This is a genomic window from Pseudoalteromonas sp. NSLLW24, from assembly GCF_015864725.1.
Classification (GTDB): domain Bacteria; phylum Pseudomonadota; class Gammaproteobacteria; order Enterobacterales; family Alteromonadaceae; genus Pseudoalteromonas; species Pseudoalteromonas arctica.
In genome coordinates this window covers 46,525-62,115 of sequence record NZ_JADYWQ010000005.1, presented here as the reverse complement: position 1 = coordinate 62,115, position 15,591 = coordinate 46,525, and the positions used below count along the sequence as shown (strand labels likewise).

General features: G+C 38.2%; 15 protein-coding genes and 1 tRNA gene. 10 read left to right on the top strand and 6 right to left on the bottom strand.

The window, feature by feature from the left end:
- The first annotated feature begins 29 nt into the window (after window positions 1-29).
- From I6E72_RS06615 to I6E72_RS06590, 6 genes are all read left to right on the top strand, one after another.
- Window positions 30-1,052, top strand: coding sequence for an MBL fold metallo-hydrolase (locus I6E72_RS06615; RefSeq protein WP_197111550.1), 1,023 nt, complete (start codon window positions 30-32; stop codon window positions 1,050-1,052).
- Window positions 1,053-1,107: 55 nt separating this feature from the next.
- Window positions 1,108-2,577: a LysM peptidoglycan-binding domain-containing protein gene (locus tag I6E72_RS06610; RefSeq protein WP_101164327.1), complete on the top strand. Its 1,470-nt coding sequence runs from the start codon at window positions 1,108-1,110 to the stop codon at window positions 2,575-2,577.
- Window positions 2,578-2,643: 66 nt separating this feature from the next.
- Window positions 2,644-3,132, top strand: coding sequence for an FKBP-type peptidyl-prolyl cis-trans isomerase (locus I6E72_RS06605; RefSeq protein WP_007586440.1), 489 nt, complete (start codon window positions 2,644-2,646; stop codon window positions 3,130-3,132).
- Window positions 3,133-3,153: 21 nt separating this feature from the next.
- On the top strand, window positions 3,154-3,882 hold the full coding sequence (locus I6E72_RS06600) for an SDR family NAD(P)-dependent oxidoreductase (RefSeq protein ID WP_197111548.1): 729 nt from the start codon (window positions 3,154-3,156) through the stop codon (window positions 3,880-3,882).
- A 10-nt stretch (window positions 3,883-3,892) separates the two neighbouring features.
- Entirely contained in the window at window positions 3,893-4,732 is an 840-nt protein-coding gene (locus I6E72_RS06595) for an amidohydrolase family protein (RefSeq protein ID WP_197111546.1), read from the top strand.
- Between the two features lie 49 nt (window positions 4,733-4,781).
- Complete coding sequence (locus tag I6E72_RS06590; RefSeq protein WP_165722404.1) at window positions 4,782-5,153, top strand: hypothetical protein; 372 nt, start codon at window positions 4,782-4,784, stop codon at window positions 5,151-5,153.
- 95 nt (window positions 5,154-5,248) lie between these two features.
- On the opposite strand, the gene I6E72_RS06585 is transcribed toward I6E72_RS06590, so the two are convergent.
- The 4 genes from I6E72_RS06585 to I6E72_RS06570 form a co-directional block, all read right to left on the bottom strand.
- Window positions 5,249-6,424 (bottom strand): mandelate racemase/muconate lactonizing enzyme family protein, encoded by a 1,176-nt coding sequence (locus tag I6E72_RS06585; RefSeq protein ID WP_007375956.1) that lies wholly within the window; start codon window positions 6,422-6,424, stop codon window positions 5,249-5,251.
- A gap of 26 nt (window positions 6,425-6,450) precedes the next feature.
- Window positions 6,451-7,218 (bottom strand): class II aldolase/adducin family protein, encoded by a 768-nt coding sequence (locus I6E72_RS06580; RefSeq protein ID WP_121953742.1) that lies wholly within the window; start codon window positions 7,216-7,218, stop codon window positions 6,451-6,453.
- A 165-nt stretch (window positions 7,219-7,383) separates the two neighbouring features.
- On the bottom strand, window positions 7,384-7,707 hold the full coding sequence (locus I6E72_RS06575) for a c-type cytochrome (RefSeq protein ID WP_002957866.1): 324 nt from the start codon (window positions 7,705-7,707) through the stop codon (window positions 7,384-7,386).
- Between the two features lie 183 nt (window positions 7,708-7,890).
- On the bottom strand, window positions 7,891-8,430 hold the full coding sequence (locus I6E72_RS06570; protein ID WP_002957867.1) for a DUF2058 domain-containing protein: 540 nt from the start codon (window positions 8,428-8,430) through the stop codon (window positions 7,891-7,893).
- A gap of 221 nt (window positions 8,431-8,651) precedes the next feature.
- On the opposite strand from I6E72_RS06570, the gene I6E72_RS06565 reads away from it, so the two are divergent.
- Entirely contained in the window at window positions 8,652-9,785 is a 1,134-nt protein-coding gene (locus I6E72_RS06565; RefSeq protein ID WP_197111544.1) for an MFS transporter, read from the top strand.
- Here the strand turns inward: I6E72_RS06565 and I6E72_RS06560 are convergent.
- Both I6E72_RS06560 and I6E72_RS06555 read right to left on the bottom strand, forming a co-directional pair.
- Complete coding sequence (locus tag I6E72_RS06560; protein ID WP_197111543.1) at window positions 9,752-10,252, bottom strand: prolyl-tRNA synthetase associated domain-containing protein; 501 nt, start codon at window positions 10,250-10,252, stop codon at window positions 9,752-9,754. The genes I6E72_RS06565 and I6E72_RS06560 overlap by 34 nt on opposite strands.
- Window position 10,253: 1 nt before the next feature.
- The gene (locus I6E72_RS06555) at window positions 10,254-10,649 is read right to left on the bottom strand and encodes a hypothetical protein (protein ID WP_197111540.1); all 396 of its coding nucleotides are present in this window, start codon (window positions 10,647-10,649) and stop codon (window positions 10,254-10,256) included.
- Window positions 10,650-10,815: 166 nt separating this feature from the next.
- On the opposite strand from I6E72_RS06555, the gene I6E72_RS06550 reads away from it, so the two are divergent.
- The 3 genes from I6E72_RS06550 to I6E72_RS06540 all read left to right on the top strand — a co-directional run bounded on the left by I6E72_RS06550 (window position 10,816) and on the right by I6E72_RS06540 (window position 15,551).
- A tRNA-Ala gene (locus I6E72_RS06550) sits at window positions 10,816-10,891 on the top strand.
- A gap of 179 nt (window positions 10,892-11,070) precedes the next feature.
- Window positions 11,071-12,333 carry an ABC transporter substrate-binding protein gene (locus tag I6E72_RS06545; RefSeq protein WP_197111538.1) on the top strand — a complete coding sequence of 421 codons (1,263 nt, stop codon included), beginning with the start codon at window positions 11,071-11,073 and terminating at the stop codon, window positions 12,331-12,333.
- On the top strand, window positions 12,333-15,551 hold the full coding sequence (locus I6E72_RS06540; protein WP_197111536.1) for an ATP-binding protein: 3,219 nt from the start codon (window positions 12,333-12,335) through the stop codon (window positions 15,549-15,551). Before I6E72_RS06545 ends, I6E72_RS06540 begins: the two co-directional genes overlap by 1 nt.
- Window positions 15,552-15,591: the final 40 nt, after the last annotated feature.

Sequence of the window (15,591 nt, the reverse complement as noted above, 5' to 3'; positions counted from 1 at the left end):
GTAATTAAACATCAGCGTAGAGATAATAAATGAAGTTAAAACTTTCAAACATAGCCTCTTCATGTAAGCACTTACTATTAGCATGCACTTTATTATCAATAGTACCTAGCACCTATGCTGCCGTCACTTGGAATACAATAAACCCTCATATTCAGTTTTTAAAGCAACAAGACAAGCTTCGCTTTTACGACTCTAACCAAGTATTAATTGAAGGCGAAAAATGTGCCCTACTTGTTGATACGAGCGCCAATTTTGCCGCAGTTGAACAACTTGCTGAAGATTTAAAGAAACGCCTTAAAACACCCTTATGCTATTTAGTGGCTACCCACTTTCACGACGATCACTTGCTGGGCATGGCGGTTATGCAAAATTTTTACCCTGATGCTAAGCTCATTGTTCATCAGCAGGTAAATAAAAATTTTAACCTTTATCAAACAGCATATACCGACAAACTAGACACGTATGAAAAGAGCATTGAGCTGAGCTACCAACGATTAGCGAATGTGCCCAAAGAAGAGCAAGCTAAATGGCGAAATAAGTTAGAGCTTGCAAAAAAACGACTTTTTCGCTGGCAGGAGTATCAGCTTAGCAAACCCGAAATAGTAATTGATAGTCGTAAAGTTATCGACCTTGGTGATTTTGAGGTAACGCTTGAGCCGCAACAAGCCCATACTAACGGCGATTTAACTATTACTACTAATAATGGCAGTGTGCTGATTGGTGGCGATATCGTTGACTGGCTTCCTTACCCTGGACACGGTGAACTTAAAAGTTGGCAAACGTTGCTTAAGCAATATATTAACGACGAAAAGCTCACTATTATTTTACCTGGGCACGGCGGCACATTAACAAAAGAGCAGCTGAAACAGCCTCTATCATTTTTAACAGCCATAATAGAGCACGTTAAAAACAATAAAGATCAAAGTATTGAGCAGTTAATGCTATCGTTTCCTGAATCAGTTATTGAGCCTTATAAACAAGAAGCGCTTAATATAAAATCGAGCAACTTCTTTTTACAAGCTGGCCTAAATCGCGCAAAAAGCGCAGAATAACTCAACACAACGGATTGTGTTAAAATAATAAAAGGAATTTACAAAAGTGATCACTATGCGCAGTTTGGTTTTATGTTGTTTGGGTATTTTGTTATTTGGTTGTCAATCAACGGAGCAAGAACCACAAGAAGCTCCACAAATATTTACTCATTTTGAGCCTGACTATACTTATGATATTGATGATGAAGTAGCTCAAACGCCCCAAGTTAGTGAGCACGTTACGCCACTTCAATTCAAAAAAACAATCGTAAAAAAGCGCCCACCAAAAACCACCGATCTGTGGGTGCATATAGCCAACAATCTACACTTTACGGTTTATCAAAATCGCGCGTTAAAAAAGCGTATCAGCTGGTACGCAAAGCAACCTAACTACTTGCAAACTGTGAGTAAACGCGCAGCGCCTTACCTGTATCATATCGTAAAAAAAATTGAGCAAAAGCAACTACCTATGGAGCTCGCTTTACTACCATTTGTAGAAAGCGATTTTAGACCAACGATAGCCTCATCACAGCAAGCTGTTGGTGTTTGGCAGTTAGTTGGCGCAACAGCGCATCACTTTGGAGTTAAGTCAGACCAATGGTACGACGGGCGCCAAGACGTACTTGCTTCAACCGATGCTGCACTTGATTACTTAAGCTACTTACATAAACGCTTTGATGGTAATTGGCTACATGCTTTGGCTGCTTATAACAGTGGTGAGGGCCGCGTTAAACGCGCAATCGAAAAAAACAAAAAACGCGGTAAAAGCACGGATTACTGGTCACTCAGTCTGCCAAAAGAAACCGCCGACTACGTACCCAAGTTACTCGCTTTAAGCTATTTAGTTAAGCACCCACAAAAGGGCATAAAACGCCCAAAGCTTGCATATAAGCCATTTACAACACAGATGAATATAGGCCAGCAGTTCGATTTTTCGGTTATAGCTAAGCTCTCTGGTATAGGCTCAAAGCAGTTACACGCGATTAATCAGGGATATTTAAAAAATCAAAGCTCACCTAACGGGCCGCATACTTTACTGCTTCCTATAGGACAAGAGGCTTTATTAAAAAGTCAGTTTTTTAAATCAAACTTTGCTGGAGAGTACATCGTTAAACAAAACGACACGCTTTACGGTATTGCTAGACGTTTTAGTATGTCGGTAAAAGCTTTAAAACAACTTAATAACAAAAATAATAATTTAATAGGCGTTGGAGAAAAGTTATTAGTTGGACAACCTAAAACCCTGCCAAGCACATTAACAGTTGATTACAAAATTAGCCCTTATTTAGAACACCAAGAGATTGCGATTCCCACCATTGAAATAGATTACGAAGTTAAGTCGGGCGATAGCCTTTGGAGTATAAGTCAGCTTTACGATGTACCTCATAGCGACTTGGCAAAATGGAACAAACTCTCTGCATCTAGCATTTTAAAGCCTGGTACTCAATTAGTGCTGTTTATACCACAGGCTGAAAAGCAAAAAGCAGCCCCAACAAAAAAAGATTTTCTGCTAAATTTACAAAAAACACTAAATCAGCCACGTTAAGTTTATAAACAAGTATATTTCGCGTAAAATTGCGCCCTAACATAGTTATTATTTGAAGAGACAAGCATGCAAATTAGCAAAAATTCAGCAGTTGAATTTCATTACACCCTTAGCGAAGCGGGCGAGCAAATTGAAAGTAGCACAAACGAAGCGCCACTTACTTACATTCATGGCAGTGAAGGCATGCTTCCTGGTTTAGAAAAAGCACTTGAAGGCAAAGAAGCTGGCGAAAAATTTAGTGTAACTCTAGAGCCAAGTGAATCATACGGCGAGCGTGTTGATGACTTAATTCAACGTATTCCGCTTAAGCACCTACAAGGCGACGTTAAAGTATGGAAACCAGGTATGACAGCAATGGTTAGCTCTAATCAAGGTCGTCATCAGGTTACTATTGTTAAGGTTGGTCGTTTTAACGCAGATTGTGATTTAAACCACCCATTTGCGGGCAAAACACTAACGTTTGACGTTGAAGTTATATCGGTACGTGAAGCAACAAGTGAAGAAGTTTCTCACGGACACGTGCACGCTGAAGGCGGCTGTGGTCACTCTCACTAGTTAGCAATAAAGGAAGTAAGTATGTCTAAAGTTGCAGTCGTTACAGGTGGTACAAAAGGTATTGGCTTAGCCGTAGTAAAGCGTTTGCTAAACAATGACTATGAAGTACATAACCTTGATATAGAGCTGAGCGAAATCGGTATATTTCATCAGTGTGATGTAAGTGATGTATCGGCGGTACAAAGCTGTATCAACGCTATCTGTGAACAAAGCAAACGTATTGATGTACTTGTTTCTAATGCTGGAAAACACTTAAGCGCAAATATAGAAAGCACCGACGAGCAAACTCTCGATGCACTTTTTGCGCTTAATGTTAAAGGCGCTTATGCCGCAATACAAAGCGTATTGCCAAGCATGAAAGCGCAAAATGGCGGCGCTATTATATTAGTCGCTTCCGATCAGGCAATTATAGGTAAGCAAAACTCTTTTGCGTATAACCTAACAAAACATGCCCTTGCCTCAATGGCTAAAACAACAGCGCTTGATTACGCGGGTTTTAATATTAGAGCAAATGCGGTATGCCCTGGCACAATAGAAACCCCGCTATTTCATAACGCGATAGATGCGTACTGCGCAAAAAGTGGCGCAAACAAAGCTGAAATAGTTGCCGAGGAAGCAAGTCTTCAACCGCTTAACCGATTAGGTCAAGCCGACGAGGTTGCCGCCCTTGTGAGCTTTTTAGCAAGCGACGATGCCAGCTTTATTACTGGCAGCCTACAAAGCATTGACGGTGGCTACACTGCTCAATGAGTAATGTGCAATGAGCCTAAAAATTATTGACCCACACGTACACTTTTTTAATTTAGTAGAAGGTCAATACTCATGGCTACAAGGCGCTAACCCACCAGCGTGGCCTAACCTAGAAAAAATTAAACAACCAGTAAGTGCACAGCAACTTGTTAAAAGTACTGACTTTGAACTCGTAGGGCTTGTTCATATAGAAGCCGGGTTTGATAACATCTCCCCTATTAACGAGTTAAATTGGCTAAGCTCGCATTTAAAAAGCCTTTCATTTAAGGCTATTAGTTACACCCAAATTGACTCATCGGCTGATCAGTTTATAAACTCGTTGGAAGCTTTAACTCATCTGAGTTTGTGTGGCATTAGAGATATAACCGAAGGTACTGACGCAAAGCGTTTATTAGATGCTAATAGTTTTAAAAACCTAACAACGTTATCAGATACCCAACTGCATTTTGAAGCTCAATTTGATATTGAAAATAGCGAAATAACCAAACAAATAGCTTACTACGCTAAGCAGCTACCGCAGCTTCAAATTATAATTAATCATGCAGGACTACCAAGTAATTTAAATGATTGGCGACAAGGTGTTGAGTTACTTGCTCAGCATGACAACATAGCAATTAAATTCTCTGGTTTTGAATTACTACAACTCACCAGCGAGCAACAAGCAGCGTGTTTTAGTTTTCTTTTTAATCACTTTGGCCAGCAGCGTATTATGTTTGCTAGCAACTTCCCTGTGTGCCAAATAAATACAAGCTACAACAATCTATGGCACTGCCATAAGGCGTTATGCTCAAACGATAAGACATGGCATGACCTTAGCTATACAAACGCTAAGCACTACTACCAAGTGTAAGTAAAACTAGTTATATTAAACTCTCTTTTTATGATAATACGGCCAATTTATGAAAATGTACTTTTTACTAATCGTTGTATTTTCAGCGCTTCTTCTCAATGGCTGCATATCTCAAAACCCAGACCCGACACCTAAGCTGCAACATGCCCTACTGGCAAAGCCAAATAAAACAGCCGTTAGCAAAGCAATTAAAACACTTGTACATATGCAAGAGACTCAATTAGCTGATGATGTATTTACTACCAGCAGCACAGTAACCCTTAGCAATGTAGATGGTAATAATATTATCGACACGCAAAGTCGCAATACACCCGATCAGTTTGAATTGATGATTAAAGGCAAGCAATGCTACATACGCCATCTCGATAGCAAAGCAACTATTGAACTTAAAGACGTGGAATGTAAAATCAACGAGTTATAACAAGCTTTACCTCCCCCCGAACAAGTAAAAGCCGGTAAGTGACTAATCACTTACCGGCTTTTTAATGCATGACCTAAAGTTAGGTTAAAAGGCTATTATTTTATTTCTACGCGTTGAGAACGCATAACAATCTCATCGTTTAATTCAATACCTAACCCAGGCTCTTCTGACACTTCAAAGAAACCATTTTTAGGTTGTGGGTCTTGTAAACATAACTCGCGGTTCCACTTTTTAATCGCATAAGTATGGTGCTCATGAATCAAAAAATTAGGGATAGCCGTTTCTAAGTGCAGTGATGCTGCTGTTGCAACAGGCCCGCCACATACGTGAGCTTGAATACGCACATCAAAAATATCAGCGTAATCACACACTTTTTTGGTTTCGGTAAAACCACCACATAAACCAATATCAGGTTGTAGAACATCAATACTTTGATCTTCTAAGTACGGGCGCACACCCCAGCGATTATACAAACGTTCACCACCAGCAATTGGCACATTAACTTTATCTGCTACTTTTGCATGTAATGAATGGTTTAAATAGTTAACTGGCTCTTCAAAGTACATACAGTCAAATTCTTCTGCAATTTCACCCAACTGAATGGCGGTTGTAACACCCGGTAAACTGTGGCATTCGAAAATAATGTCTACTTCGTCGCCTACTGCTTCGCGAATAGCTTGCATACGCGCACGGTATAGCTTCATTTCAGTACGTGAGATTATTTTTGTACGGTCGTAATAAGTATTGCCGTCTTTATCGTACTGAATTGGATCTACTTTTACTGCATCGTAACCTTCGGCCATCGCCTTTAAAGCCGCTTCTGCATATTCTTGCGGCTGTACGAGCGCTTTAAATTCGCTATCCCAGTCGAACTGTAATTGCGAAGCGTAAGTGCGTAGTTTGTCGTTAACTTTACCGCCTAACAATTGATATACAGGTAAACCAAGCGCTTTACCTTTTATATCCCAAAGTGCGGTATCAATTGCGCTCATTGCAGCATATACAACAGGTCCGCCGCCTAAACCCCAAAAGCTCTCACGTAACATACGTGACCATAGTTTTTCTGTTTGAAAAGGGTCGTGGCCGATTAAAAAGGCGTCGGCCATTTCTTTAATCATAGCCGCTGCAGCACTGTGACCTAAATCGTATGCAAGGCCCGCTTCGCCAACACCACTAATACCTTCGTCAGTATGAATACGTACAAACACAGGTGTCCAAGAAGGTCGATCAGGACAGTGAATATCAAATACTTCAACGCGATTTACTTTCATTAAAATTCCTTATTAACCGCTATGGGTTATTTTGCAAAACTAGGGTCAAGTCGATACGCTTTACGTAACATCGCAGGCCACGCAAGTTGCCCGCCAGTGCTGCCACTGTGTACTACGTTTGCTTGATTATAAATATTGTCGATTATAGGTTGCGGTACTTCAATCACCTCTTGCGAGCTTGATTGTAGCGCCAATTGAATTTCACACGCTCGCTGTAAATCATAAAAGCGCATAAACGCATCGCCTACCGTTGGCCCTACTGTTAAGCCACCATGATTTACCAATAACATATGGTTAGTACTGCCCAAATCATCTTGCAGCACTTTTCGCTCGTCGTCGTTTACTGCAAGCCCTTCGTAACCATGATAAGAAAGCGATGGCAGTGAAAACATTGAATATTGGCTAAGCGGTAATAAACCATTTTTTTGTGTAGCTACAGCGATTGTTTCTTTAGTATGAAGGTGAATAACACAATGAGCGTCTTCGCGTACCTCATGAATCGCACTGTGAATAGTAAAACCAGCTGGATTAATACTAAATGGCGTATCGTCAATAATGTTACCGTCTAAGTCGACCTTCACTAAATTAGAGGCAGTTACTTCATCAAAGGTTAAACCAAAGGCATTCACTAAGTAATGATCGGTGCCAGGCAAACGTGCTGATAAATGCGTATAGATCAAATCCCCCCAACGAAAGTGCTCTACCAGTCTGTAACACGCAGCTAAATCAATACGCAGTTGCCACTCTTGTGCCGATACTTTATTTTTTAAATCGAGTTGGGGTAAATCAAACATAATAAGCCTTTTAAAAACGTACATTATTAACCTGTACGAACAGATGTTTAGAAGTCTAAAGCAGTCTCTATTTTATAGCAAACACCAAACAAAACAGCCACACTATTGTGTGGCTGTTTGTAAAACTAAAATACCAATTGTATTAAAATGGTATAACTGCGTAAATTATTTTACGTTAGCTAGGTAATCTGCAATTGCTTCAAACTCTTCATCAGTTACCGTTGCAACCATTGCTTTCATAGCCATGGTCATACCGTTATTACGTGCACCTGACTTAATATCTTTCATTTGCGCTACTAAATAATCTTTGTTTTGACCGTTTAGTTTAGGGTACATACCCATAATTGGTGCTTTACCTTCAGCGCCATGACAAGTTTGACAATTTTTAGCGGTATAAAGTGCAGCGCCATCGGCAGCTGCTGCATTAAACGAGAAGCTTGCGGCTAAAGTAATACCCGCGCCTAATAGTAGTGTTTTCATCTTGCTCATTGTATTTACTCTTCTTTTTTGACGGTTAGAAAAACTGTTCTATTGATTGTAGTAAACAATCAAATAAAAAGCATACGTACGAAACGACGCTAGACGATCAACTTAACCAAAAACCGCTAACTCGTTTCTGTCTCACTTTTATATACTTTATCAAATAAAAATGAGCTTACCCTTAATGGACTATTACCACACTATATCATCTGGTACTTCAAAGTCTGCGTACGGGTCATCTTCATCTTTTGGTTTGTTTTCTGGCTCTACATGAAAAACAATATACTTTTCGTCAACTTCAGCCACTTTGCGTGCTGGTTCGTCGTCTAGTACGTAAAACTGCCCTTCTAGTACACAAATAGCTAAACGACCGCCCGATAACGCTTTTTGCGTTTTCTCGTTCACGTCGATATTTTTTACTTTATTTTGATAAGTAAAATTAAATGTGCGCTCACCACGAATAGCGTCTTGGTTGTGGTGCTCTAAAATTTGTTTAACACGCGCTTCTTGCTCGCGCTGCTTTAAGCTCACTTGGCGTGTTTGGTTAAGCTCTTCAGCTTTTTTTTGCTGTTCTAGCTTGGTTTGTTGAATATGCTTTTGCAGATCACTTGGGTTGCTAGTAGCCCCTTTCTTTTGCTTTTTTTGTTGCTTACGCTTTTCTGATTTAGCAACTTTAGCATTATGCGATGTTGTTAATCCTGCTTGAAGCAATTGGTCTTGTAATGAACCCATGGCTTTGTTCCACTAAAAACTAATATTATCGCTATTTTAATCACCAACGAGTTCAAATAACAGCGCTATCGACATTAATCTAGCAAACTAGTTAAAACAAACCATGATATAGCGCAATGACTATGGTTTTAATTATGAATTAAAAGCAATTTTTAATACAATACCACGCAACCAATCAGCAAATGCACAAGCCATAGAATGCGTTTACCTCATTTACTCGTTTGCTCGTTTGCTCGGTATTTATATTTTTTGTGCTTTATGCACCGCAACCCCTACTTAGCCTTTTTGCGAGCGAATTTAATGTAGCACCTGCGGTAGCTGGCAGCTTAATGACTGCAACTATGTTGCCCTTAGCCATTGCCCCACTCGTTTATGGTTTATTTTTAGCAAAAATAAATCCACTACTAATTCTACGTATTGCAATGGTGCTTTTAGGCTTTAGTTGCTTACTTTTTATTTATGTACCTAACTTTGAGCTTTTATTATTAGTCAGATTTTTACAGGGTTTGACGCTCCCCGCAGCTTTAACAGCAATGACTAGTTATATAGGCATGAGTTATAGCGCTGATACACTTCAAAAAAATATGACCCTTTATATTGGTAGCAGTATAGTTGGTGGTTACTTTGGTCGTGTGCTTGCAGCTTTGTTTAGCGACTTATGGAATTGGCAGAGCTTTTATTACGTAATTGCTTTTATGCTTATTTGCTTAACTTTGACAATTAAGCATTCTCGCTTTACAAACCCAGCTACACCGTCGCAGCTCTCCCCTCTGGATTACATTAAACAACTTAAAGAAGGCGCTATCCTTAAAGTGTACGGCGCCGTCTTTTGTATGTTTTTTTGTTTTGCTGCATTACTTAATTACTTACCGTTTATATTACAAAACACGTTTTTAATTACCAATACTCGTGACATAGGTTTAGTTTACAGTGGTTATTTAGTTGGGGCCCTCGCCTCTATTGCTGCACCTTGGTTGCTTAAAAAAGTCCCTTCGCCTTGGCATTTATTAACTGCGGTATTTAGTTTTTATAGTGTGAGTATTATTTTATTAATGAGCCACCAGCTTAGCTTATTTTTAATCGCATTTACTTTGTTTTGTGGTGCTATGTTTGTGATTCATTCAACTGCCGCACCGCTCGTTAATAAAATAAGTAAAGCCCCGCCAAGTGTAACCAATGGCGGATATGTATCGTTTTATTACAGTGGTGGGGCATTGGGGTCGTTATTACCCGGTGTGGTATACCAACATCATGGGCAAACAGCGTTTATGTTTACGCTGCTCGCGGTTTGCTTATGCGGTTTATCGTTAATTATGTGGGCTTATTTTGAGGGTAAAAATACAACGCGCGGTTGATGCTTTGTGTGATTAAAAAATGTTTCTAAATCAGCTTTACTAAGCAACCATGTTTGGGTGTTTTCAAACGGATGACAATGAAACAAATCACCACCCCAAATATCTTGGTCAACCCATAAGCTCACTTCGTTTTGCTTATCATTTAAAAGAGCCAACATAGATACACACCCAGGAGCCACTTTTAAATACGTTGCTAAGCGTTCACTCGATGCAAACCCTAAACGCGAAAGCCCTTGTTGCTTTGATAGTGCCTTTAAATCGAGTTGCTTATTGTGCTCTGTAATAACTAAAAAGTGTCGCTTGCCTTCGTTATCGCGTAAAAATAGGTTTTTAAGACGAGTACCTGGGCGCTCAATCATAAACTCATCAGCCGCTAAGCTAGTATGTAGCGGTGGATGTTCTATTGTATCGTAAGCAATATCTAGGTGCGCTAAAAGCTCTGCTAACTTAGTTTTATCAGCCAACATATTACAAGCAACGCCCTCTTAGCTGTACGCTCAAATCTCGCCATAAAACATCATTAACTTCATGTTTGTTATCGCAGTATTTACGCTCTTTTAGCTCTTGGTTCAATAATTCAACTGCTTGATCTTCTAGCTGTAACTTTAGAATGCTCGACTCTTCAAAATGCTCTTTCTCTATATACTGCTTAACCTCACCGCGGCTTGGTCTCTTGTTAGGACCACGATCAAGGTTAAAGTTTTCACGATGCTTAGCTTTTACCGAAACAACATAAGCAAAAAGTTTATTACCTTGCTCATCTTGCTTTTCGTGAAACTGTTTATTATTTATTTCAAAAGGCGGCTCGTCATTTGAGGCACAACCAGCAAGTAAAACCATAAGCGCTAGAACACATTTTTTCATTGTTTTTTATCGTTTTAGTTTTGAATTAAGCCGAGTCTAACAAAAATTGACGTAAACAGTGAAAATTTACGAAAAAATACTTGACCAAATTTATAAAAAAACTTAAAGTTCGTCCCGCTTGGAACTCAGCAGTCAAGCAGTTACATTATATGTAACTTAGGAATGTGGGGCTATAGCTCAGCTGGGAGAGCGCCTGCCTTGCACGCAGGAGGTCAGCAGTTCGATCCTGCTTAGCTCCACCACTTTCCTACTCCTTTTCAAATTCGCTCTACTCTTCTATTTTTCCATTGTTTTTATTATTTTTTGACACCCTACTATTCTAATTTTTCATTCTATATAATTTTAAATTTATCCATTCAACTTGTGTCTTTACAAGTTCTTAGCTATATATAATGTCACACATTAATACTTTAGGCTTAACATGGACATACCCAAGCGTTCAACGCTAAAAAAGCTAGCTGCAATAGGTTTAACAGCTGGTGCAATAACACATGCGCCTTATGTTTTTGCCCGAAAAAAAGTCACATTAAGAGTACTTGGTACGCATGTAACACTCCAAGAGGCTATTCGCAAGCAAGCGATGAGTGACTTAGGTATTAATATAGAATTTACTCCCGCAGGCAGCGCTGCTGTTTTGCAAAAGGCATCAATGGACCCAAGCTCCTTTGATTTATACGAACAATGGTCAAACAGCATTAATGTGCTTTGGGATGCAGGTTCTATACAGCCAATAGAAAAAAAACGACTCACCTACTTTAATGAGATAAATCCACTTACTAAAACGGGAAAACTAACCGAAACTGCAAGTATTGGTGCAGGTGATGCTCCCTATAAATTATTAAATGTTCAACCCGATGGCACATTAAGCGCACAAGAAAGCGATGATATTAGCTTTTTACCTTATGTGCATAATGTTGACTCTTTTGGTTACAACACCGATTTTATTAAGCCCGGTATAGCATACGAAACCGAAAGCTGGAGTTGGCTGCTTGATGACGAGAACAGAGGTAAAGTAGCTATCGTAAATGCGCCTACCATTGGACTCTTTGACCTAGCCCTAGCAGCGCAAAGTAAAGGGCTTATAAAATTTAAAAATATAGGTGCGATGACTCGCCCAGAACTTGATAGATTGTTTAGTATATTACTCGACTTTAAACGCCAAGGTCACTTTAGTGGCTATTGGAACTCGGTTCCTGAGTCGATTGAATTTATGAGAAGTAAGCGAGCCCATATAGAAAGTATGTTTTCGCCTGCCGTGTCTGCATTAAACAGCCAAAATATTAATGTACGATTTGCCGCGCCAAAAGAAGGCTACCGAGGCTGGCATGGTGTTATGTGTTTGTCGTCACAAATACAAAGTAGCGCAAAAGATGCAGCTTACGATTATATGAATTGGTGGCTTTCAGGCTGGCCTGGTGCATTTATTGCTCGCCAAGGTTATTACATTAGTAACCCGCAGCGCTCTAAACTACTCTTATCGCCGGCCGAATGGGATTACTGGTACGGTGGAAAAGCAACAAACATAGACTTATTAAATACAAATGGCGACGTAGCTATTAAAGCTGGTGCGCAACGTAATGGTGGTAGTTACCATAAACGCTTTAGCAATGTAGCAGTATGGAATACAGTTATGCCAACCTATGACTACAGCCTGCAAAAATGGTATGAGTTGATTAGCCGATAATGATAATAAATTCAATTAAATCAAAAATAATATTAGCTTTGTGTTCGCTGATTGGATTACTTCTTTTACAAAGCTATTTGTTTAACTATTCGCAAACGTCCTTACTTAACTTGCAAAAGTCGCAGCATAACGCGCTTATTCAAAGTGAAGCTGTGAATCACTTAGAAAACGATATTATTTCCCTGCAAGGGCATGCAGTTTCATTTATTGACAATGCAAATGAAAATACGATTACCAAATTTAATTTTTATTTAAATAAGGCAAATCTAAATCTCGAGCAGCTAAAAACAAACACTCAAAACCAAACCCCTGAGTATCAAAACTCACTAATACGCCTTGGCGAGTATCTAAATAATTACCAAGATACATTTGGCCAAGTTGTCGTAAACAGACAAAAACGCGAACACCTTTACACTACTCAGTTCAAACAGCCTATTGATGACCTACAGGTAACAATTAGTGATTTAGAAGGGTCTTCAAACAATGATAATAAAGTTATTTTTAACGATGTTTTACTCACAATAAGTAATTTAAAACACGCAATTATAAGCTATCTCTATAAACCTAATTTTGATGAAGCACAAAATGTAAAACAAAACTTAAATCACTTACATAAAAAACTAACGAGCACCTCTGTAATAAATGAATCCCTGTCCAATAAAACAACAAGCTTAAAACAAGCTTATAACCAACTTGTATTACTCACCCGTAGCTACACTTTTTCTGTAAATGTAGTGCTTACAGGCATAGAAAACGAATTGCTGTATTTAACTAATGAAATTAAAAACATAGAAAAAAATAAACTTATCAAAACAGAAGAGCTACTAAGTAGCCACTTAACAAAAAATACAGAACAGGCAAATATATTTGCCGTTTTAATTATGTTAATCATTTTATTTTTAAGCTATTTTATTTTTAGATCGGTTATAAAACCAATTACTCAGCTCACTTTATTACTTAAAGATATGAATAGCGAAAAGCCAGTAACTATTTCAAATAACAGCCAAAATCAAACTGAAATAGCGTCGGTAATAAAAGCAGCTAATGCTTTATATTTAAAAAATAAGCAAACCAAAGAGCTACTCAATGAAACCCGCGTATTAAATTCCCAAATGGAAGCAATGAATGCCGACCTGACGAGCGCTATGGAGCAAACCGATAAAGCCAATAAAACAAAAATAGATTTTGTAGCCAATATGAGTCATGAACTTCGCACCCCAATGAATGGCATATTAGGTATGTTGCAGCTTTTACAAAGCAGTGAGCTTCCCTCAAGACAAAAACATTATGCAGATAAAGCTTTTTCAAGTGCTCAAAATTTATTACAGATTTTAAATAATATTCTAGATTTTTCTAAACTAGAATCGGAAAAAGTCCAGTTAGAGCAAATCCCTTTTACTTTACATACTATTGTTTCTAACGTTCAAAATTTGTTCTCAACAAATGCTAAGCAAAAAGGCTTGTTATTAAACTTTACTTTACACGTTGATGCAGGGCTTGAACTTATTGGCGACCCAATGCACTTAAGTCAAATAATAAATAACTGTGTAGGTAACGCAATTAAGTTTACTGAGCATGGTGAAATATCATTAATTATAGAAGCGACATCTCAACACGAAAAAACAATAAACCTTCGCTTTAGTATAAAAGACACGGGTATTGGGATGACTGAAGAGCAATCAAAAATTATATTCCAGTCTTTCTCGCAAGGTGATTCAAGCACAACAAGAAAGTATGGTGGGACCGGTTTAGGACTCACTATAAGCAAACAGTTAACTAAATTGCTGGGCGGAGATATACAAGTAAGGAGCGCGATTAATCAAGGTAGCGAGTTTTTCTTTACTCTACCTTTTACCTTATCTGAGCAGCAAAAGCTTAAAAAACACGCCTTATTAATTAGCCCTGATAATGAGCAAATTAAAAAATTAATGGACTTACTAAATGATATAAATATAACGACAGAAACAACACAAGAACCATTAAGGGCCATTGCAAAAATGTCTCAGCCTAGTAGCCCATTTAGTATTGTAATAATGTCGATAGAAAAAAAAGAGCTCAACGATAACTTTATTTTACAACAACTGTACGCTCAAAATAAAAGCGTTAATGAAAAATTGACACTGATTTTATTAATTACCGATGAAGAGTCTCCTGAGCCAATTGCAAAAAATGAAAATATAGACATTATAATTATTGGTAATAAAAATAGTGAAGTTGAAATTTTAAGAAAGCTTTCACCAAATAATTTTAAAGAAAAGCAATTAAAGCCTCACCCTAAATTCTCGGGTTTTAATGCATTAGTTGTTGACGACAATAAAATTAACCAAGAAATAGCCTCCGCCCTTTTAGCAAGATTAGATATGACCGTGATCATTGCTGATAATGGACATGATGCATTAGATAAAGTAGAGATAAATGACATCGATATTATTTTTATGGATGTTCAAATGCCAGTTATGGATGGGCTTGAAGCAACAAGCATATTAAGAGAGCGAGGCTACAAAACTCCCATAATTGCCATTACGGCAGCCGCAGATCCTAATGATAAAAAAGCAGCGTTTAGAGCGGGTATGGATGACTTTTTAGTAAAACCGATTATTTTTGATGCGCTTTACGAAAGTATAGAAAAGCATCTGCAAAGTAGCGAATCTCTGAGCACTATAAACCTGCCTTTAGCAAAAGAAAACCTAGAAAACAATGACGAATTGTTAGCTAAATTATTTACTCAGTTTGTCAACGATTACAATGACTTTTCAACTAAAGCTGATATATTAATCAAAAATGGAGAGTTAGAAAGCTTAATTCGACTAGTACATACACTTAAAGGATTGGCCGGCACATTAGGCTTTGAGCTACTGCAACAAAGCGCGCAAAGTGTTGAGAAAAGCTTAATAGATAAGAAAAGTATTAATTTATCTCATTTTAATGAGCAATTAATACTTACACTTTTTGCTGTAAAACAATTTTTGATAGCTGATAGCTTTAAAAAAGAACATATACAGCAACATGAACTAGAAAACGAAGACTCGGTTATTGATAATATATACTCATTAGCATTAACGGCTCGCCCCGTACCTAGCAGTTTGGTTAGACAGCTAGAAATGAATCAATATGATAGAGGCCACTCTCTATTTAAGCTCAAAGAAGCAATTGATCATTTTAACTACGCGTTAGTAATTGAGCTTATTGATAAGTATAGAAACGATAATAAAAATTAGGCATAACCACTAACCTGAACTAGATTTAATATTGTAAAGA